This window comes from Rhizobium albus (genome assembly GCA_030160035.1).
Classification (GTDB): Bacteria; Pseudomonadota; Alphaproteobacteria; order Rhizobiales; family Rhizobiaceae; genus Georhizobium; species Georhizobium albus.
Window position 1 is genome coordinate 1,510,620 of the sequence record BSNO01000001.1, and the last position, 19,307, is coordinate 1,529,926.

Below are 19,307 nucleotides of genomic sequence, written 5' to 3' on the forward strand. Positions count from 1 at the left end.
AGAGCGGTCCTGTAATTGCGTCATTCACCGCCTATGTAAAAGGAGCGGGCGCGCGCGGCTCGTGCCTGCCTGCCACAAACGTTTCTCGAGGTTCCTGGTGCTTCACAAGCAGTCGATCACGCCCGAAGACTATCGCGAAGCCATGAGCCGGTTCGCCGGGCATGTGCATGTGGTGACGGCGGAGCTCGACGGCGTCAAACGCGGCATGACGGCGACGGCGTGCTGCTCGGTGTCCGATGCGCCGCCAACGGTGCTGGTCTGCATCAACCGCACGAACCCGCGCAACGAGACGTTCTTCAATGCCGGTTCCTTCGCGATCAACACGCTGGCGATCGATCACGTGCCGGTCGCCAATGCCTTTTCCGGCTTTGCCGATATGACGGACGAAGAGCGGTTTTCGGTCGGTACGTGGGACACGATCACGACAGGGGCGCCGACGCTTGGCGATGCGCGCGCGGTCTTCGACTGTCGCGTGCTCGAACTAAAGCCCATGTCGACGCATATGGTGGTGTTCGGGCAGGTTGTCGGCCTGAGGCTCGGCGAACACAGGCCGGCTCTCATCTATCTCGACCGGAAGTACCGGGACCTCTGAGGAGCCTTGGAGACGCCATGTCCGACGCACACGCCATTCCCGCCTCTATCGACGAGACGCTGACGCTGCTCAATGCCAATGACTACGTTGCCGGGCGCGATCTGGCGACGGTGGTGTTTCTGGCGCTGAAGATGAAGCGGCCGCTGTTCCTGGAAGGCGAGGCGGGCGTCGGCAAGACGGAAATCGCCAAGGTGCTGGCCAAGGGCCTCGACCGGCCGCTGATTCGGCTGCAGTGCTACGAAGGCCTCGATGTCGCCTCGGCCGTCTACGAGTGGAACTATCCGGCGCAGATGCTCGAAATCCGCATGGCGGAAGCGACGGGCGGCACCGACAGGAGTGCGATCGAGAAGGGCATCTTCTCCGACAAGTTCCTGATCCGACGCCCCGTGCTGCAGGCGCTGGAGGCCAAGGAAGGTCGTGCGCCGGTGTTCCTCATCGACGAGCTCGACCGGACCGACGAGGCCTTCGAGGCGTTTCTGCTCGAGGTGTTGTCCGACTATCAGGTCACGATCCCGGAGATCGGGACGATCAAGGCGGACGAGCCGCCGATCGTGATCATCACGACGAACCGGACGCGCGAGATCCACGACGCACTGAAGCGCCGCTGTCTCTATCATTGGGTGGATTATCCCAATGCCGAGCGCGAGCTCGAGATCGTGCGGCGCAAGGTGCCGAACTGCAATGCGGATCTGTCGCGCCAGGTGGTGGCCTATGTGCAGAAGCTGCGCACCATCGATCTCTTCAAGAATCCGGGCGTTGCCGAGACGATCGATTGGGCGAGCGCGCTGACCGAACTCGATCGCATGGCGCTCGACCCGCAGACCGTGTCCGATACGCTCGGCACGCTGTTGAAATACCAGGAAGACATTGCGCGGATCGGCACCGGCGAAGGCCGCAAGATCCTCGACGAGGTGAAGGCGGGCCTGGCCGCGGCGGAGTGAGCGCGATGGTCACCGATCTTGAGACCATGAAGCTGAGCACGACGGACGCCTTTGACGGGCGGCTTGCCGACAACATCGTGTATTTCGCGCGCACGCTGCGCAAGGCCGGCATGCGCGTCGGCCCTGCGGCCGTGACCGATGCGATCGAGGCGGTGAAGACGGCCGGCGTCGGCGATCGCGACGATTTCTACTGGGTGCTGCATTCGGTGCTGGTCAACCGGCACGAGGATCATGTGATATTCGACGAGGCCTTCCGCCTCTATTGGCGGTCGCGCGACCTCGTCGAGAAGATGATCGCGATGTTCTCGCCGGTCGCGCCCGACATGCGCGAACGCCAGAAGCTGAAGGCCGGTGAAACCCGCGTTTCGCAGGCGCTGTTCGAGGGGCACGAGAAGGCCCGCCCGCCGGAAGAAAAACCCGAAATCGAGGTGGATGCGCGCTTCTCATCGTCCGGCAACGAGGTGTTGCGCAAGACCGATTTCGCGCAGATGACGGCGCCGGAAATCGCGCGCGCCAAGAAGGCGCTTGCCGACCTCGTGCTGCCGGACGACCGGGTGGTGACGCGGCGGTTCCGGCCGACGCACCGGCCGGGGCGGATCGATCCGCGTGCGACCATGCGGGGCGCGCTGCGAAGCGGCGGCGAACTGATCCTGCCGGCCTACCGGCATCGGCGCGAGGTGCATCCGCCGCTCGTGGTTCTCGCCGATATTTCCGGATCGATGAGCCAGTACACAAGAATATTCCTGCATTTCCTTCACGTGCTGACGGAGCGCCGCCGGCGGGTGCACACCTTTCTCTTCGGCACGCGGCTGACGAATGTGACGCGGCAAATGCGCCACAAGGATCCCGACGAGGCGCTGGCGGAATGCGCGGACGCCGTGAAGGACTGGCAGGGCGGGACGCGGATCGCGACGACGCTTGCCGAATTCAACCGGCTCTGGGGCCGGCGCGTGCTCGGCCAGGGTGCGGTGGTGTTGATCATCACCGACGGGCTGGAGCGCGACGGCACCGACGATCTTTCCCGCGAGATGGACCGGCTTCACCGATCCTGCCGGCGGTTGATCTGGCTGAACCCGCTTCTGCGCTTCGACGGGTTCGAACCGCGCGCCCGCGGCGTGCAGGCGATGCTGCCGCATGTGGACGAATTCCGCGCGGTGCACAATCTGGACGCGATCAGCGGGCTGGTGGCAGCGCTTGGTGCCGGCAAGAGCCGCGATGCGGACCCGAGGCGTTTCATGACCGCAAGGCGATCCGCCGCGGCCTGAACGAGGAGATGTGACGATGATGACGCAATCCATAGAACTGGCTGCAGTGCCGTCCGCCGTGCTCGCCGACGATCCGCTGGTGATCGCCGAGGGCTGGGCGAAAGAGGGGCGTTCGGTTGCCGTTGCGACGGTCGTCGAAACATGGGGCTCCGCGCCACGTCCGGTGGGAAGCCATCTGGTGATCGATGGCGAAGGCAACTTCGAAGGGTCGGTGTCCGGCGGCTGCGTCGAGGGTGCGGTCGTCTCCGAAGCTCTGGACGTGATTTCCGCGGGCGCGCCGCGGATGCTGGAATTCGGCGTTGCCGACGAGACCGCATGGCGCGTCGGGCTTTCCTGCGGCGGACGCATTCGCGTCTATGTCGAAAAATTGGGCTGAACGGCCGTGGAACAGACACTTCTGCAGGATTTGAACGCGGAACGGCAGGCGCGCCGCGCCGTGATCCGTCTGACGGCACTGGACGGTTCCGACGACCGGCTCGTTCGCGAAGGCGAGACGATCGAAGGGCCACTGGCATCGATCGTGGAAGCCGCATTTCGGCGCGGAACGTCGCGCATCGAGGAGGTGTACGGCACGAGCTACTTCCTCAACGTTCATGTACCGCCGCCGCGCATCGTGGTGATCGGCGCGGTCCACATCAGCCAGGCGTTGGCGCCCATGGCTGCGATCGCCGGCTACGATCTGACGATCATCGATCCGCGCACGGCCTTCGCGACGCCGGAGCGTTTCGAAGGCACAGCGCTCTTTGCCGATTGGCCCGAGGACGTGCTGAAGGATGCGCCGCTCGATCGATACACGGCGCTCGTCGCCGTCACGCACGATCCGAAGATCGACGATTATCCGATCCAGGCGGCGCTCAAGGCCGGCTGCTTCTATGTGGGTGCGCTCGGGAGCCGGAAAACGCACGGCAAACGCCTGGAACGTCTGGGCGAGGCGGGTGTGAGCGAGGACGTGGCTGCCCGCATCAAGGCGCCGATCGGGCTCGACATCGGTGCGGCGAGCCCCGGCGAGATCGCCGTGGCAATCCTCGGCGAGATCATCGAAAGCCTGCGCCGGCGGCCACTCGTGGGGCCTTCCGGATCAACGGGCGGATGAGCCATGCGTTTTGCTGAGCTGCCCATCGACGAGGCCGAAGATGCGCTTCTCGCCCATTCGGTCAAGCAGGGTGCGGTGCGGCTGCGCAAGGGCCACCGGCTGACGGCGCAGGACGTTGCAGACCTCGATGCAGCCGGCGTTTCAACGGTCTTTGCGGTGACGCTCGATGCGGGCGACGAACCGGAGGATGCGGCTGCGGCACGGCTCGGAGCGGCGCTCCACGCCGATAATGTGGCGATCGGCGAGGCGGCGACGGGACGCGTCAACATCTTTGCCGCGGCTGCCGGGCTCTTCCGGGTCGAGGCGCCGGCCGTCGATGCGCTGAACCGGGTCGATCCGGCCATCACCTTCGCTTGCCTGAAGGACCGCAGCCCGGTGAATGCCGGCGACATGGTCGCGACGATCAAGATCATTCCGCTTGCCGTTGCCGGGCCGGCGCTCGCCGAAGCGACGATGGCGATCGCCCATGCCGGACTGATCGGGGTGACGCCGTTCCGCGCTGCCAAGGTGGGTCTCATCGCAACCACGCTGCCGAGCCTGAAGCCGAGCGTGATGGACAAGACGCGGGGCTTGCTCGAAGCGCGGCTGAGACCATCCGGCAGCACGCTTCTTAGTGAAAAACGCGTGGCGCATGAAACCGGCGCGGTCGCCGCTGCTCTCCGCGAGACGGCGGACCCTGTCGACATTCTCATCGTGTTCGGTGCTTCGGCCGTCGCGGATCCTCACGATGTGATCCCTGAGGCGATCCGGCAGGTGGGAGGTGTCGTCGAGGCTGTCGGCATGCCGGTCGATCCCGGCAATCTGCTGGTTTTAGGCGCGATCGCGGGCAAGCCGGTGATCGGTGCGCCGGGCTGCGCGCGCAGCCCCAAGGAAAACGGGTTCGATTGGGTGCTGGCGCGCATCCTCGCGGGCGAGACAGTGACGCGTGCGGATATCGCCGGGATGGGCGTCGGGGGTCTGCTGACGGAGATCGCAAGCAGGCCGCAGCCGCGGATCCCACGGACCCAGGCGTCGCTGCCGACGGTCGGTGGCGTTCTGCTTGCGGCCGGCAAGGCAAGTCGCATGGGCATCGACGGGGCGCACAAGCTTCTGGCGGAGTTCGACGGCGAAGCGCTCGTGCGGCGTACGGCCCGGGCGGGACTCAATGCCGGCCTGACGCCGATGATCGCCGTGACCGGCCACCGCGCCGGCGAGGTGGAGGCGGCACTCGCCGGCCTCGATCTGACAACGCTCAACAACGCGGCATTCGCGAGCGGCATGGCGTCCTCGCTGAAGGCCGGGATCGCTGCGCTCGGCGGTGAGGTGGGTGGTGCCATTATCCTTTTGGCCGACATGCCGGGGATAGGCCCCGGCGAAATCGGCACGCTCGTCGATGCTTTTCAGCACGCCGGCGGCGAAGCGATCGTGCGGGCGGCGAGCGGCGAAAAGCGGGGAAACCCCGTCATACTTCCACGCTCGACCTTCGATGCCGTTCTGGCGCTCGAAGGCGATGTGGGTGCGCGCCAGATCGTGGAGACGAGCGGACTTCACATCATCGATGTCGATATCGGGCAGGCGGCACAGCTCGACGTGGACACGCCGGAAGCGGTCGCCGCCGCCGGTGGCGTGCTCAAGGCCTGAGGGCCGGCTTGGCGTCCGTTGGCCGGTTGCGCAGGCAGCGTTCGGAACAGTAGCGAACCTCGTCCCAGGTCTTTGCCCAGCTCTTGCGCCAGACCATCGGCCGGCCGCAGGCCTGGCAGGGCTTTTCCGGCAGGTCGGATTTCTTGCGCATCTTCGCCATCGCGTAGAAGATAAAAGCCGCATGCGGCACTTCAAGCGAGGCACGATCATGGATCAGGTCGATATCGAGGAATTCTTCGCGCCGATAGGCCCGGTGCGGGTTCGATCGATGTTCGGCGGCAAGGGCATCTATGCCGAGGGCCGTATCATCGCGCTCGAAGTGAATGGCGACCTGTTGCTGAAAGCGGACGCAGAAAGCGCGCCCCGGTTCGCGGAGGCGGGCGCGACGCAATGGGTCTATGCGGGCCGGCCGGGCCGCAAGGCCATTGCGATGCCCTACTGGTCAGTGCCCGAAGATGCGCTGGATGACATCGATGCCCGGGCCGAATGGCTGGGCCTCGCGATCGAGGCGGCGGAGCGGTCCGAGCGCGCGAAGCGGCGTCGGACGCCGCAGCTCTAGCCTTCCAGCCCGAGATTCATTTTTTGTTCACTATCGGCAAAGCTGACGGCGCGGCTTGAAGAAACGCGGTTTACATGAGAACAAAAACAGAACATAGTGGGATCAGATAAGGAAAAGGAGATATCCAGATGATCATGCTTCGTGATGTTGCCGCCTTCGCCTCCATGTCTGTCTTCATTGCCGGCTTTTCCATCATCCTCATGGCGGTATGACCAGCATACCCCGTTGCTAACCCTCTTCAGGCGGCTGATGCCTGTGGATGGTGGGGACAAGTTTTACGGATGGCGGTTTGCGCCCTCCGTGGGTGGACAGGCCTCGTCCACATGCCGACTATCGGGAGGGCGATTCTGTTCAATTGCGTGGCCATCGCCACGCCTGACTGCGCCTGACGATTTCCTGAGAAGACGGATTTTGCGATATGGCGGACCATGCACCTTCGGGCGAACTGAAGTTCATCCATCTCAGGGTGCATTCGTCCTACTCGCTGCTTGAGGGCGCGCTGCCGCTCAAGAAGATCATCGGCCAGGCCGTCGCCGACAATCAGCCTGCCATTGCAGTCACCGACACGAACAATCTTTTCGGCGCGCTCGAATTCTCGGTGAAGGCGCAGGAAGCCGGCGTCCAGCCGATCATCGGTTGCCAGATGGATCTGGAGATGGAGGACGAGGCGACCGTCGAGCGGCGAAATCCGCGCGAACAGCTCGCCCGCCGTCCGTCGATCGTGCTGCTGGCCTCAAGTGAGAGCGGCTATGCGCGGCTCGTCGATCTCGTCAGCCGCGCATACCTGGACGGGACGGGCTCGGAGCGGCCGCATCTGAAACTGTCCTGGCTGCAGGAGAATGCCGAAGGGTTGATTGCGCTGACCGGTGGAGCCGGCGGGCCGGTGGAGCGGGCGCTCGGTGAAGGCGATGGCCCAAGGGCGGTCGCGCGGCTTGAGGCCCTGAAGGCGATCTTCGGCGACCGGCTCTATGTGGAACTGCAGCGGCCGCGCAATTACGATCGCGCCCGCGAGGCCCGGATGATCGGGCTTGCCTATGAATATGACCTGCCGCTCGTCGCCACCAACGAGGCGTTCTTCCTGAAGCCTGCGGATTTCGAGGCGCATGACGCGCTAATGGCGGTGGCGCACAACGCCATGGTTTCCGACGACAACCGGTTCCGTCTGACGGAGGACCACTGCCTCAAGAGCCAGAAGGAGATGGCGGCGCTGTTTTCCGATCTGCCGGAAGCGCTGGACAACACGATCGAGATTGCGATGCGCTGCTCGTTCCTGCTTGGGACGGTCAAGCCCATCCTGCCGCGGTTCACCGGAGCGACGGACGATCCGGATGCCGACAATCTTGCCGAAAGTGCCGAGTTGCGGCGCCAGGCCGAGCTTGGGCTCGCGGAGCGGATCGCCAAGCTCGGGATCAGCGCTGGCTACAGCGAGAGCGATTATCACGACCGGCTGAAGGTCGAGCTCGACATCATCGAGAACATGAAGTTCCCGGGCTACTTCCTCATCGTTGCGGACTTCATAAAATGGGCGAAAGCGCACGGCATTCCGGTAGGGCCCGGCCGTGGTTCGGGTGCCGGTTCGCTCGTCGCCTATGCGCTCACGATCACCGACGTCGATCCGCTGCGCTTCTCGCTGCTTTTCGAGCGCTTTCTCAATCCCGCGCGCGTTTCGATGCCCGACTTCGACATCGACTTCTGCCAGGACCGGCGCGAGGAGGTGATCCGCTACGTTCAGGAGAAATACGGCCGCGAGCAAGTGGGCCAGATCATCACCTTCGGTTCGCTTCAGGCGCGTGCGGCGCTGCGCGACGTCGGTCGCGTGCTCGAAATGCCCTATGGCCAGGTCGACAAGATCTGCAAGCTCGTGCCGAACAATCCCGCCAATCCGACGCCGCTCGGCAAGGCGATCGAGGAGGAGCCGCGTCTGCAGGAAGCGGCCGATGCCGAACCTGTGGTCGCCAAGCTGCTCGCCATCGCGCAGAAGCTCGAAGGGCTCTACCGCCACGCCTCGACGCATGCCGCCGGCATCGTGATCGGGGACCGGCCGCTGTCGAAGCTCGTGCCGATGTACCGCGATCCGCGCTCGGACATGGGCGTGACGCAGTTCAACATGAAATGGGTGGAGCAGGCCGGGCTCGTGAAGTTCGACTTCCTTGGCCTGAAGACCCTGACGGTCCTGAAGACCGCGGTCGATTTCGTCGCCAAGCGCGGCATTCAGCTCGATCTCGCGGCATTGCCACTCGACGATCAGCCGACCTACGAGATGATGTCGCGCGGCGAGACGGTCGGCGTGTTCCAGGTGGAATCTGCCGGCATGCGCAAGGCGCTGATCGGCATGCGGCCGGACCGGATCGAGGACATCATCGCGCTCGTTGCGCTCTACCGGCCGGGTCCGATGGAGAACATCCCGGTCTATAACGCGCGCAAGCATGGCGAGGAGGAACTGGCGTCGATCCACCCGAAGATCGACTACATCCTGGAAGAGACGCAGGGCGTTATCGTCTACCAGGAACAGGTGATGCAGATCGCCCAGGTTCTGGCCGGGTACTCGCTCGGCGAAGCCGATCTTCTGCGCCGCGCCATGGGCAAGAAGATCAAGGAGGAGATGGACCAGCAGCGCGAGCGCTTCGTCTCCGGTGCGGTCGAGCGCGGCGTATCGAAGCCGCAGGCCGACATGATCTTCGACCTTTTGGCGAAGTTTGCGAATTACGGCTTCAACAAATCCCACGCCGCCGCCTATGGCATCGTGTCGTATCAGACGGCCTATCTGAAGGCGCATTACCCGGTCGAGTTCCTGGCCGCGTCGATGACCTACGACATGGCCAACACCGACAAGATCAACGACTTCCGGCAGGATGCGCGCCGGCTCGGCATCGAGATCGTGCCGCCATCGGTGCAGACCTCGTTCCGGCTGTTCGAGACGGGCGAAAACCGCATCTATTATTCGCTGGCTGCCATCAAGGGCGTGGGCGAGGGGGCGGTTGAGCATATCGTTTCCGTGCGCGGCGACCGGCCCTTCGCCTCGATCGAGGATTTCTGCCTTCGGATCGATCCGAAGGTGGTCAACCGCCGCACGCTGGAGCAGCTGATCGCGGCAGGCGCGCTCGATTGTTTCGGCATCGACCGGGCGCGGCTCGTTGCCGGTATCGACCGGATGGTGGGCTTTGCGCAGCGCGCGGCGGAAGAGCGGACATCGGGCCAGCACGACATGTTCGGCGCAGGTGCCGCGACCGGTCCGGAGCGCATCCATTTTCCGGAGGTCGATGCCTGGCTCGCGTCGGACAAGCTGCACCGGGAATATGTGGCGCTCGGCTTCTATCTCTCGGCGCATCCGCTCGACAATTACAACGACATTCTCAAGCGCCTGCGCGTTCAGACCTACCAGGATTTCGCCATCGCCGTGAAAAGCGGCGCGACGGCGGGACGGCTGGCGGGCACGGTGACGGGCAGGCAGGAGCGCAAGACGCGCACCGGCAATCGCATGGGGATCGTGACGTTTTCGGATTCGTCCGGCCAGTTCGAGGCGGTGCTCTTTTCCGAAGCGCTCGCGCAATATCGCGACCTTCTGGAGCCAGGCCAGTCGCTGGTGATCACGGTGGGCGCCGACGAGCGGCCCGAGGGGATCGGCCTTCGCATCCAGACGGTCCAGTCGCTCGAAGAGCGTTCGGTGCAGATGCAAAAGGCGCTGCGCGTTTATGTGCGCGACAGCGGGCCACTGAAATCCATCGCGACGCATCTGAACGCCAAGGGCGAAGGCCTCGTGTCCTTCGTGGTGCTGAAGGACAACGGCAAGCGACAGATCGAAGTCGAGCTTCCGGATCGCTATCGTCTGTCGCCGCAGATCGCATCCGCGATGAAGGCGGCACCGGGGGTCATCGACGTCGAACTGGTCTGAGCGCTGCGCGGCGAACCGGTATCCGCTCCACCTGAAGACGATTTCCGCGCGGAGGCAGCTTCCGCGCTGCCGCCGCATTCGTTGCGCCGCCACAAGTCAGTGACGCTGCGCGTCAGGCGCGACCGGAGAGCACGTTTTGCGCGCGTTGCCAGAGCGTGCCCGCTTCGCGTCTGCCGGCGAACTGACGCAGTCGGCCGGCGAGGCCGGGGCCCGTCATGGTGCCGTGATAGTGGCAGTCGCAGAGCAGGCGGTGTGTGTCCTCGTGCGTCATGTCGAAGAAGTCCATGACGTCGCCGAGCGTATCGCCGGCCAATCCCTCCTGCCGCAGCACCGGATCGTTGAAGGCGACGGTGAGCGGCGAGGCCGGATCGCGATAGGCCCGGCGCAGCTCCCGTGCCATGAATTCGATCCGCCGCAGTGCCGCGAGCGGACCTTCATGCGCTTCGAGGCAGGCCGCCCAGCGGGCAATGCGCGCACGCCGATCCATCGGCGGCGCTTCGGGGGCAAGCGGCCTGGCTTCCAGTTCCATGATGTCGGGGTTTTCATGCTTCATAGGATCCTCCATCGAAGAAGACGCTACTTCACGGTCGAAATCCTACCACCGAACCCGCTTGGGGGCACGCGCAAGTGCGGCTTTGGCGATCACATTTTGAAGCGCCCGCCGAATGGTGCGTGGTCTTGAAATCGGGATGCGTGGAGAGACCGCTTTCCTTGTTTCAGCCATCCATGCCACCTATCACTCGAACGATTCCTCCAGGAGAGTTGCGACGATGCAGAAGCTGGCCCGATTGTTCTCCATTCTGAGCCTGGCCGTGATCGTGGGGCTGAGCCCGGTCATGGCCCAGGAAGCCCAGGACGATGCGGGTACCCGGCGTCCGCTGGAGGGACTTTTGGACAATCTGCTCGGCGGTGCGCCGCGGGGCGATGCGGCCCAAGGCAACGCGGATCAGGGCAATACTTCTGCGCAGGAGACGACGCGCCTGCCGGAAAGCCGCGAGGAGATGCAGCTTTCGTTCGCGCCGCTCGTGCGCCAGACGGCACCTGCGGTCGTGAACGTCTATGCCGAGCGGGAAGTGCGGCAGCGCTCGCCGTTCCAGGGCGATCCGTTCTTCGAACGCTTCTTCGGCCAGCAGATGCCCCATCGTTCGCAGCGCCAATCGTCGCTCGGCTCCGGCGTGGTCATCGATGCGTCGGGCGTCGTGATCACCAACAACCATGTGATCGATGGCGCGGACCAGGTGCGCGTGGCGTTTTCCGACGGCCGCGAATATGCCAGCGAGATCATCCTGAGGGACGAGACGATCGACCTGGCGATTCTGAAAATCGATGCGAATGTGGCGTTCGAAACGTTGCCGCTCGGCGATTCCGATGCGGTGGAGGTCGGCGATCTCGTGCTCGCGATCGGCAATCCGTTCGGCGTGGGGCAGACGGTGACGAGCGGGATCGTGTCGGCACTGGCACGCAACCAGGTCGGCATCTCCGATTTCGGCTTCTTCATCCAGACCGATGCGGCGATCAACCCAGGCAATTCCGGTGGCGCGCTCATCGACATGAACGGCAACCTCATCGGCATCAACACGGCGATCTATTCGCGCTCGGGCGGGTCGAACGGCATCGGTTTCGCCATTCCGGCCAACATGGTGCGCGCCGTCGCGGCTGCGGCGGAGACCGGCAGCGATACCTTCGTGCGGCCTTTCATCGGGGCCACCTTCGAGCCGGTGACGGCGGACATTGCCGAAGCGCTGGGCGCGCCGCGGATCTCCGGTGCGTTGGTCAACGACGTTCAGGACGATGGACCCGCGGCTGCGGCCGGGCTTTTGCCGGGCGACATCGTGACGGCTGTCAATGGCCGGGCGGTGGAGCACCCGGACGCGGTCGGCTACCGGTTGGCGACGGCCGGCATCGGCGGCACGGCTCAGCTGGAGGTGCTGTCGCGCGGACAAACAAAGACAATCGAGGTTGCGCTGGAGGCGCCGCCGGAGACGACGGAATTGCTGCTGACCGGCAGCAACCCGCTTGCCGGCGCCGTCGTGGCAGACATCACCCCCGATGTGGTCCAACGCCTGCGGTTGCGCTCCAGACCCGAAAGCGGCGTCGTCGTGCTGGAGGTGGACGGGCGCTCGCCGGCTGCGCGCTATGGGCTTCGACCCGGCGATATCGTGATGGCCGTCAATGGCACGGACATCACCGGCCCCGATCAGTTGGCGGAAATCCTGGCGGCAGGTGCGGGGCTCTGGCGCTTCGATATCGACCGCGGCGGTAATCTGATGCGCCAGTTCATTCGATAGGCATTTTCGCGATGGCCGATCTCTTCACCCATGGCCTCGATCCGACAGGCGGCACGCTGCGGCCGCTGGCGGATCGGCTGCGGCCGAAATCGCTTAGCGAGGTGACCGGACAGGCGCATCTCACCGGGCCCGATGGCACGCTGACCCGCAGGATCCGCTCGGGCTCGCTGGGTTCCATGATCTTCTGGGGGCCGCCCGGTACGGGCAAGACGACCGTGGCGCGGTTGCTTGCGGGTGAAACGGAACTCGCTTTCGAGCAGATATCGGCAATCTTCTCGGGCGTGGCGGACCTGAAGAAGGTGTTCGAAACGGCGCGCGCACGGCGCATGTCCGGCCGGCAGACGCTGCTTTTCGTCGACGAGATCCATCGCTTCAACCGCGCGCAGCAGGATAGCTTCCTGCCGGTCATGGAAGACGGCACGGTCGTGCTCATCGGCGCGACGACGGAAAACCCGTCCTTCGAGCTCAACGCCGCTCTCCTGTCGCGTGCCCGGGTTCTTTCGTTCCGCTCCCATAACGCCGACAGCCTATCCCAGCTTCTGACGCGGGCGGAGGAGGCCGAGGGTCGCCCGTTGCCCGTGACGCCCGAGGCGCGCGCGATCATGCTGCGGATGGCGGATGGGGACGGGCGCGCGATCCTGACGCTTGCCGAAGAGGTGTGGCGCGCTGCAGGTCCCGGCGAGGAAGTGGACGCGGAGACGCTGCAGCGGATCGTCCAGCGGCGCGCGCCGGTTTATGACAAGGGCCAGGATGGGCACTACAATCTGATCTCCGCTCTGCACAAATCCGTGCGCGGATCGGATCCGGATGCGGCGCTCTACTATCTGGCCCGCATGTTCGATGCGGGGGAAGACCCGCTCTATATTGGCCGCCGGCTCGTGCGCATGGCGGCAGAGGATGTGGGGCTTGCCGATCCGCAGGCGCTTGTCGTCGCCAATGCGGCCAAGGACGCCTACGATTATCTCGGCTCGCCGGAGGGCGAACTGGCGCTGGCGGAGGCATGCGTCTACATCGCGACCGCGCCGAAATCGAATGGTGTCTATGTGGCGTTCAAGGCGGCGATGCGGGCTGCCAAGGAACACGGCTCGCTGCTGCCGCCGAAGCACATCCTCAATGCGCCGACGAAGCTGATGAAGGAGGAGGGCTATGGCAGCGGTTACGAATACGACCACGACGCACCTGACGCCTTCTCGGGACAGACCTATTTGCCGGATGTGCTGAGCGGCACGCGCTTCTACGACCCGCCGGAGCGCGGGTTCGAACGCGAGATCCGCAAGCGGCTCGATTTCTGGGCTTCGAAGCGTCGCGAGCGGCAGGCTCGCCAACAGGAGTAGAACCGAGCCGTCCGATAAGTCCCGAAGGTCGATCGGACTTCGGTCCGATGCACCGTCCGTTCTGCCGCGGTTACACTGCCGCCTCGGATCATGTTCGGCAGGCCGGGGGGCGCGAACCATGAATGGCAGGCACTTCACATCGACAGGTGTCCGGTTCGAGCCAGGCGACCGCATGCCGCCATTCAAGGCCCGGACACGGAGCAACCCGCAGTTCAGCTTCGACACGATGGGCGGCTGCTGGCTTGTCCTCGGACTCATTGCCAGCAGCACGGACGACGATTGCCGGCGCGCGGTCGCGACCATGATGGCAGCAGACGATGTTTTCGACGATCGGCACGCCCGGTTGTTCATCGCCACGCGTGACCCCGACGACGAGACGCAAGGAACGCTTGTCGACCGGCTGCCCGGACGGCGGATTTTTCGGGATCATGACGGGGCCGTGGCGCGGCTTGCGGGCATATCGACGGGTGCATCGGGCGTGCGCCGTCTGCCCCGATCGGTGTGGCTCTTCATCGATCCTGCATTCACCATCCGGCGTGTCGTGCCGATGCGGGAGGATGGGCGGTGCGCGGAAGAACTGCTGGAAGCGCTGGCGGCGGCCCCGCCGGCCGACCGTTTTGCCGGATTTGCCGTGCCGCCGCCGATCCTTGTCCTGCCGGACATCTTCGAACCAGATTTCTGCGAGCGGCTGATCGGCATGCATCGTCGATCTGGAGGAGCGTCTTCCGGCTTCATGCGCGAGCGCGACGGCAAGACGGTGTTGATCAAGGATGCAAGCTTCAAGGTTCGGCGTGATCTCATCATCGACGACCCGGCCGTGATCTCGGAGGTCCAGAGCCGGATCATCCGCAAGGTGGTGCCGCAGATCGAGCGGGTCCATTTTTTCAGGTGCACACGGATGGAGCGCTATCTGGTCGGCTGCTACCCGGCCGAAGAGGGCGGGCATTTCCAGCCTCACCGGGACAATACGACGCCTGCCACGATGCACCGGCGCTTCGCCGTATCGATCAATTTGAACGAGGATTTCGAAGGCGGGGAGGTGTCGTTTCCGGAATATGCTCCGCGCGGCTTCAAGGCGCCACGCGGGGCGGCGATCGTTTTTTCCTGTTCGTTGCTTCATGCCGTTTCGCGCGTCACCGCCGGCGCGCGCTATGCATTCCTGCCGTTTCTCTATGACGATGCGGCCGCCGAGATCCGGCGCCGGAATTCCGCATCGCTCGAGACGCAGGACGTCGCTGCTTTATAAGCGACTTCGAATGTAAAGCGGTCCGGGTTGCCTGTCCCGGATGAAAACCTGTATCGATTGTCAGCGGGTGATCCATGACATCACCTGGAATGTTCCGCCGTGCATTGATGCCGGTCCGGTCGCAATGCTCTCGAAACACGGCGGTGACTGCCTACAATGACGCTGCTGGCAATTCTTTCAGCCAATGCCACGCCCTCTAGCGCTGACGTGGCGCCGGAGACCCTTTCGCGGAAGCTTCGGCACCATACGGCGCGCGCCCACAAGCAGACCGAGCGCGCCGCCGGCCTGGATCCCCGCTCGATCGACCGACGGAGCCTCACGGCCTTCCTGACGGACATGCACGGGTTTCAGCAGGCGCATGAGTGCTGGCTGCGCGGCTGCGGGATCGACCGATCGTTTCTCAAGGCGCGGGAACGGGCGGATCTGATGGAAGCCGATCTGATACGCCTCGGTGGCCAGCGAGGCAGCGCCTACGACCTGGCGATGCCGGCACCGTCGCAGGAGGAGGCCTATGGCGTGCTCTACGTGCTGGAAGGTTCGCGGGCCGGCGGGCGCTACATCGATCAGTGGGCCCGCGAGAAAGACTGGTATCCAATTGAAGGGTTGAGTTCCTTGCGAAGCGACGACGGCGAAGCCATGTGGCGGGAAACTCAAGCCGCGCTGGATGCGCTGCCGGCGGCCATGACACCTCAAGTGCTGGATGCGGCAGAGCGGACGTTTCAGCGGCTCCAGGACTGGTTCTCGAGGAGCCGACCATGAGCGACGCGCGCGATCTCGATATCTGCGCCAGCGAGCCGATCCGCATCCCGGGCAGCATTCAGCCGCATGGGGCTATGATCGTGCTGGACGCCAGCAGCCAAGTCATCACGCAGGTGAGTGCGAATGTCAGCACTTTCGTCGGCCTCGACCTGCGCGTGGGAGAAGGCTTGCCGGAAGAGCTGCGTTCGCTGCGGGAAGCGATCGAGAGGAAAGCGGCGGATGCCGACGAAGAGCGCTTCCAGGAAGCGCTACAGATCGGCGACAGGACGTGGACCGTCTTGATGCATGCCAATGCGCAGGGTCGCCTGATCATCGAATTCGAACAACGCGGCGAGCAGGAAGAACAGGCAATCGAAGCGCTGTTCGTGCGCCTGCAGGCCTTTTCCCAGTCATTGCTCGACCATTCGATGGACGACCTGACGACGGCGGCCCGGCAGACGGCTGTTTTCGTGCGGGCCATCACCGGGTTCGACCGGGCGCTGGTCTATCGGTTCGACCCGGAGTGGAATGGCCACGTCATCGCCCAGGCGAACAATGGTGAGCTGCCGAACTATCTTGGCCTTCGCTTTCCGAGCAAGGACATCCCCCCGCAGGCGCGGGAGCTTTATCGGACCAACCGGCTGCGGCTGATACCCTCCGCATCCTACGAACCCGTACCGCTCGTCCCGGCGGTCGATCCCGAGCTCAACGCGCCGCTGGATCTCAGTCTGGCGGCGCTCAGAAGCGTATCGCCCGTCCATCTCGAATATATGCGCAACATGGGCACCGGCTCGTCCATGTCGGTCTCGATCCTCGTCGACGGAGCGCTGTGGGGTCTTGTCGCCTGCCACAGCCGCAACGCCCATACCGTTTCCGCTAATGCGCGCGCAGCAGCCGATTTCGCCGTTCAGGCCTTTTCCATGCGGGTGTCGGCGAATGCCCGACTGGAAGATGCCAGCCTGCGCGTCGCCCTGAGTGCGCTTCAAGGGCGATTGCTGGCGATCATGGCTGAAGAGAACGAACTGAGTGCGGCGCTCGCCCGGGGGGAAAGCGAATTGCTTTCCTATGCGGACGCCACCGGCGCGGCTTTGGCCTCGGACGATGAGATCGTTGTCTTCGGCGCTGCGCCTCACGCCGCTGCTGTCGAGTCCATGGTCGAATTTCTGGAATCGACCGGCCGGCAGGAATTCTACACGGATCATCTCGGAGCGCAGATGCCGGGTGCGGAGCGCTTTGCCGAACAGGCGAGCGGGTTGCTGGCCGTGCGCATTTCCGAACTCTACCCGCACTGGCTGATCTGGTTTCGCCCGGAGGTGATCCGAACCGTGACCTGGGGCGGGGATCCGCACATGGTGGTGCGCGAATCGGGCCGCATTCACCCGCGCCAGTCGTTTCAGTCCTGGCAGGATCAGGAGCGGGGCAAGTCGACGCCCTGGCGGGAAGCCGAGCTCGATGCCGCGCGCAACCTGCGCAACGCCATTGTCGGCATCGTGCTCCGCAAGGCGGAAGTGCTTGCCAATCTCTCCGAGAGCTTGCAACGCTCGAACAAGGAACTCGAAGCGTTTTCCTATTCCGTCTCGCACGATCTGCGCGCGCCGTTTCGTCACATCGTCGGCTATTCGGAACTGTTAAAGGGGCGGTCGACCAATCTCGACGCGAAATCGCGCCATTACCTCGACAGTATTTCGGAATCGGCGCTCGCGGCCGGGCGCCTCGTGGACGATCTGTTGAATTTTTCCCATCTCGGACGAACGCAGCTCGCGCTGAAGAACGTCGATATGGACAAGATCGTCTCCGAGGTGCGCCATTCGACGACGCGGTTGATCGACCAGCGGCAGATCGAATGGGACGTGGCGGCGCTGCCGATCGCGAGAGGCGATCCGACGCTGATCCGTCAGGTCTGGCAGAACCTCATCGACAATGCTGTCAAGTATACTGCTCGCGAAGAAGTGTCACGGATCGCAATTCGAGGGTGGCGCGATGGCGACGAGATTTGCTATCAGATTTCGGACAATGGTGTCGGCTTTGACATGGCTTACCTTGGCAAGCTGTTCGGCGTGTTTCAGCGCCTGCAGCGAACCGAGGACTTCCAGGGGACGGGAATTGGCCTTGCACTGGTTCGGCGCATCATAGACCGGCACAAGGGCCGCGTCTGGGCAGAAGGGAGCGTGGGCGAGGGTGCCACGTTCGGTTTCAGCCTCCCTCTAAAGGTTAGGATCGATGACTGATTACCGTCCCATTCTGCTTGTCGAAGACAACCCTAAAGACCTCGAACTAACGCTAGAGGCACTGCGCCGCTGCAACATCGTCAACGAAATCGCCGTTGCCCGCGATGGTGAAGAAGCGCTCGATTATCTGTTCCGGCGCGGCAAGTTCGAAGGCCGCAACGAGGGTGAGCCGACCGTCGTTCTGCTGGACCTGAAGCTGCCCAAGATCGACGGGCTGGAAGTGCTTGAGAAGATCAAGTCGCATGCCTTCCTGCAGCGCGTTCCCGTGGTGATGCTGACATCGTCGCGCGAAGAGCAGGATCTGATCGCCAGCTATGAGCTTGGCGTGAACGCCTTCGTGGTCAAGCCGGTGGAATTCGGCCAGTTCATGGAAGCCATCAGCAATCTCGGCGTGTTCTGGGCGCTCCTCAACGAACCTGCTCCGCTGCGGGATCTCGAATGGAAATGAGCGTTCAACCCGTACGCGCCGATCAGCGCGTCATCCGGATCGTTCTCCTTGAAGACAGTGATTTCGACGCGGATCTGATCGAGGAGCATTTGGGCGATCTGGGGGATTCCGTCGAGATCGTGCGCGCGGTTGGGCGCAGCGATTACGAGCAAGCGCTGCGGACCCATTCGGTCGATGTGATCCTGTGCGACTACTCGCTGCCGGGTTTCGATGGCCTTGCCGCGCTCGAAATGGCGATGGAACTTGCGCCGGGGACCCCGTTCATCTTCGTGTCCGGTGTGCTCGGCGAAGAGATTGCGATCGAATCCTTCCGCAAGGGCGCGACCGATTACGTGCTGAAGCAGCGCCTGATCCGGCTGGCCCCGGCGGTGAAGCGCGCGCTCGCCGAAGCGCGGCTGCGCGAAGAGCAGCGCCGCGCCCGCCAGCAGCAGGATTTGCTGGTTCACGAACTCAGCCACCGCGTGAAGAACACGCTGGCCGTGGTTGCATCGATCATTCGCAACACTGCGCGCCACAGCGTGTCGAAGCAGGATCTCGAAGAGCGGCTGCTCGGCCGGATTCACGCGATGTCGGATGCCCATGCGCTCTTGTTCGAGGCCAACTGGACGAGCACCGGGCTGCGCGACGTTCTGGAGCGCATTCTGGCACCTTACCAGCGCAAGCATGCCCGCCAGATCGTCATGGACGGTGGCCGGGTGGACCTGCAGCCGAATTCGGCACTGGTGCTCGGCCTGATCATCCACGAACTCGGAACGAACGCTGCCAAGTACGGTGCGCTGTCCACGCCGACGGGTCGTGTCGACGTGACCTGGACGGCACCGCTCGACCGGCATGGCGAGCGCCGCGTTGAGATGACGTGGAAGGAAAGCGGTGGCCCGCCGGTGGTCGAGCCGACAGCCGCCGGCTTCGGCACGACGCTCATACGGCGCAGTGCAGGGCCGGAGCTTGGCGGGCAGGCAGCTCTGACCTTTCCGCCGGATGGCGTTCAGTTCAAGCTGAGCTTCGTGGTGGACGAGAACGGCCACAGCCGCAGCCTCTGAGAGGCTGCGTGCATAGCGCCGCG

The 19,307-nt window shown here is 64.3% G+C and carries 17 protein-coding genes; 15 read left to right on the forward strand and 2 right to left on the reverse strand.

Annotated features, from left to right (window positions below):
* Positions 1-97: 97 nt before the first annotated feature.
* From QQL76_RS07280 to QQL76_RS07305, 6 genes are read left to right on the forward strand one after another with little or no spacing between them, the layout of a single operon-like run.
* Positions 98-592, forward strand: a complete 495-nt coding sequence (locus tag QQL76_RS07280; RefSeq protein ID WP_499206995.1) for a PNPOx family protein — start codon at positions 98-100, stop codon at positions 590-592.
* A 17-nt stretch (positions 593-609) separates the two neighbouring features.
* Positions 610-1,533 carry an AAA family ATPase gene (locus tag QQL76_RS07285; RefSeq protein ID WP_499206996.1) on the forward strand — a complete coding sequence of 308 codons (924 nt, stop codon included), beginning with the start codon at positions 610-612 and terminating at the stop codon, positions 1,531-1,533.
* Between the two features lie 5 nt (positions 1,534-1,538).
* Entirely contained in the window at positions 1,539-2,798 is a 1,260-nt protein-coding gene (locus tag QQL76_RS07290) for a vWA domain-containing protein (protein ID WP_499206997.1), read from the forward strand.
* 16 nt (positions 2,799-2,814) lie between these two features.
* Positions 2,815-3,174 (forward strand): XdhC family protein, encoded by a 360-nt coding sequence (locus tag QQL76_RS07295; RefSeq protein WP_499206998.1) that lies wholly within the window; start codon positions 2,815-2,817, stop codon positions 3,172-3,174.
* A gap of 6 nt (positions 3,175-3,180) precedes the next feature.
* On the forward strand, positions 3,181-3,891 hold the full coding sequence (locus tag QQL76_RS07300) for an XdhC family protein (protein ID WP_499206999.1): 711 nt from the start codon (positions 3,181-3,183) through the stop codon (positions 3,889-3,891).
* Between the two features lie 3 nt (positions 3,892-3,894).
* The gene (locus QQL76_RS07305; RefSeq protein ID WP_499207000.1) at positions 3,895-5,511 is read left to right on the forward strand and encodes an NTP transferase domain-containing protein; all 1,617 of its coding nucleotides are present in this window, start codon (positions 3,895-3,897) and stop codon (positions 5,509-5,511) included.
* Here QQL76_RS07305 and QQL76_RS07310 read toward each other — a convergent pair.
* Positions 5,501-5,662, reverse strand: a complete 162-nt coding sequence (locus QQL76_RS07310) for a DUF2256 domain-containing protein (protein WP_499207001.1) — start codon at positions 5,660-5,662, stop codon at positions 5,501-5,503. The genes QQL76_RS07305 and QQL76_RS07310 overlap by 11 nt on opposite strands.
* 57 nt (positions 5,663-5,719) lie before the next feature.
* Here QQL76_RS07310 and QQL76_RS07315 point away from each other — a divergent pair, with 57 nt between their 5' ends.
* Both QQL76_RS07315 and dnaE read left to right on the forward strand, forming a co-directional pair.
* Positions 5,720-6,070 carry a TfoX/Sxy family protein gene (locus QQL76_RS07315; RefSeq protein ID WP_499207002.1) on the forward strand — a complete coding sequence of 117 codons (351 nt, stop codon included), beginning with the start codon at positions 5,720-5,722 and terminating at the stop codon, positions 6,068-6,070.
* 418 nt (positions 6,071-6,488) lie between these two features.
* Positions 6,489-9,962 carry a DNA polymerase III subunit alpha gene (gene dnaE / locus QQL76_RS07320; RefSeq protein ID WP_499207003.1) on the forward strand — a complete coding sequence of 1,158 codons (3,474 nt, stop codon included), beginning with the start codon at positions 6,489-6,491 and terminating at the stop codon, positions 9,960-9,962.
* A gap of 112 nt (positions 9,963-10,074) precedes the next feature.
* On the opposite strand, the gene QQL76_RS07325 is transcribed toward dnaE, so the two are convergent.
* The gene (locus tag QQL76_RS07325) at positions 10,075-10,515 is read right to left on the reverse strand and encodes a hypothetical protein (protein WP_499207004.1); all 441 of its coding nucleotides are present in this window, start codon (positions 10,513-10,515) and stop codon (positions 10,075-10,077) included.
* Between the two features lie 448 nt (positions 10,516-10,963).
* Between QQL76_RS07325 and QQL76_RS07330 the strand changes: the two genes are divergently transcribed.
* The 7 genes from QQL76_RS07330 (at position 10,964) to QQL76_RS07360 (ending at position 19,284) form a co-directional block, all read left to right on the forward strand.
* On the forward strand, positions 10,964-12,250 hold the full coding sequence (locus tag QQL76_RS07330; RefSeq protein WP_499207137.1) for a DegQ family serine endoprotease: 1,287 nt from the start codon (positions 10,964-10,966) through the stop codon (positions 12,248-12,250).
* Between the two features lie 11 nt (positions 12,251-12,261).
* On the forward strand, positions 12,262-13,584 hold the full coding sequence (locus QQL76_RS07335; RefSeq protein ID WP_499207005.1) for a replication-associated recombination protein A: 1,323 nt from the start codon (positions 12,262-12,264) through the stop codon (positions 13,582-13,584).
* A 172-nt stretch (positions 13,585-13,756) separates the two neighbouring features.
* Positions 13,757-14,830, forward strand: coding sequence for a 2OG-Fe(II) oxygenase family protein (locus QQL76_RS07340; RefSeq protein ID WP_499207006.1), 1,074 nt, complete (start codon positions 13,757-13,759; stop codon positions 14,828-14,830).
* A 156-nt stretch (positions 14,831-14,986) separates the two neighbouring features.
* The gene (locus QQL76_RS07345) at positions 14,987-15,589 is read left to right on the forward strand and encodes a biliverdin-producing heme oxygenase (RefSeq protein ID WP_499207007.1); all 603 of its coding nucleotides are present in this window, start codon (positions 14,987-14,989) and stop codon (positions 15,587-15,589) included.
* Positions 15,586-17,796, forward strand: a complete 2,211-nt coding sequence (locus tag QQL76_RS07350) for a phytochrome family protein (protein WP_499207008.1) — start codon at positions 15,586-15,588, stop codon at positions 17,794-17,796. Before QQL76_RS07345 ends, QQL76_RS07350 begins: the two co-directional genes overlap by 4 nt.
* Positions 17,789-18,244: a response regulator gene (locus QQL76_RS07355; protein WP_126010103.1), complete on the forward strand. Its 456-nt coding sequence runs from the start codon at positions 17,789-17,791 to the stop codon at positions 18,242-18,244. The genes QQL76_RS07350 and QQL76_RS07355 overlap by 8 nt, the downstream gene beginning before the upstream one ends.
* Positions 18,241-19,284, forward strand: a complete 1,044-nt coding sequence (locus QQL76_RS07360) for a sensor histidine kinase (RefSeq protein WP_499207009.1) — start codon at positions 18,241-18,243, stop codon at positions 19,282-19,284. Before QQL76_RS07355 ends, QQL76_RS07360 begins: the two co-directional genes overlap by 4 nt.
* Positions 19,285-19,307 lie beyond the last annotated feature (23 nt).

Coding starts and splice junctions, on each gene's coding strand:
- dnaE (WP_499207003.1), top strand. CDS start 6,489: ATGGCGGACCATGCACCTTCGGGCGAACTGAAGTTCATCCATCTCAGG.
- QQL76_RS07325 (WP_499207004.1), bottom strand. CDS start 10,515: ATGAAGCATGAAAACCCCGACATCATGGAACTGGAAGCCAGGCCGCTT.
- QQL76_RS07310 (WP_499207001.1), bottom strand. CDS start 5,662: ATGCGCAAGAAATCCGACCTGCCGGAAAAGCCCTGCCAGGCCTGCGGC.
- QQL76_RS07295 (WP_499206998.1), top strand. CDS start 2,815: ATGATGACGCAATCCATAGAACTGGCTGCAGTGCCGTCCGCCGTGCTC.
- QQL76_RS07350 (WP_499207008.1), top strand. CDS start 15,586: ATGAGCGACGCGCGCGATCTCGATATCTGCGCCAGCGAGCCGATCCGC.
- QQL76_RS07305 (WP_499207000.1), top strand. CDS start 3,895: ATGCGTTTTGCTGAGCTGCCCATCGACGAGGCCGAAGATGCGCTTCTC.
- QQL76_RS07285 (WP_499206996.1), top strand. CDS start 610: ATGTCCGACGCACACGCCATTCCCGCCTCTATCGACGAGACGCTGACG.
- QQL76_RS07315 (WP_499207002.1), top strand. CDS start 5,720: ATGGATCAGGTCGATATCGAGGAATTCTTCGCGCCGATAGGCCCGGTG.
- QQL76_RS07340 (WP_499207006.1), top strand. CDS start 13,757: ATGCCGCCATTCAAGGCCCGGACACGGAGCAACCCGCAGTTCAGCTTC.
- QQL76_RS07360 (WP_499207009.1), top strand. CDS start 18,241: ATGAGCGTTCAACCCGTACGCGCCGATCAGCGCGTCATCCGGATCGTT.
- QQL76_RS07290 (WP_499206997.1), top strand. CDS start 1,539: ATGGTCACCGATCTTGAGACCATGAAGCTGAGCACGACGGACGCCTTT.
- QQL76_RS07330 (WP_499207137.1), top strand. CDS start 10,964: ATGCAGCTTTCGTTCGCGCCGCTCGTGCGCCAGACGGCACCTGCGGTC.
- QQL76_RS07345 (WP_499207007.1), top strand. CDS start 14,987: ATGACGCTGCTGGCAATTCTTTCAGCCAATGCCACGCCCTCTAGCGCT.
- QQL76_RS07355 (WP_126010103.1), top strand. CDS start 17,789: ATGACTGATTACCGTCCCATTCTGCTTGTCGAAGACAACCCTAAAGAC.
- QQL76_RS07335 (WP_499207005.1), top strand. CDS start 12,262: ATGGCCGATCTCTTCACCCATGGCCTCGATCCGACAGGCGGCACGCTG.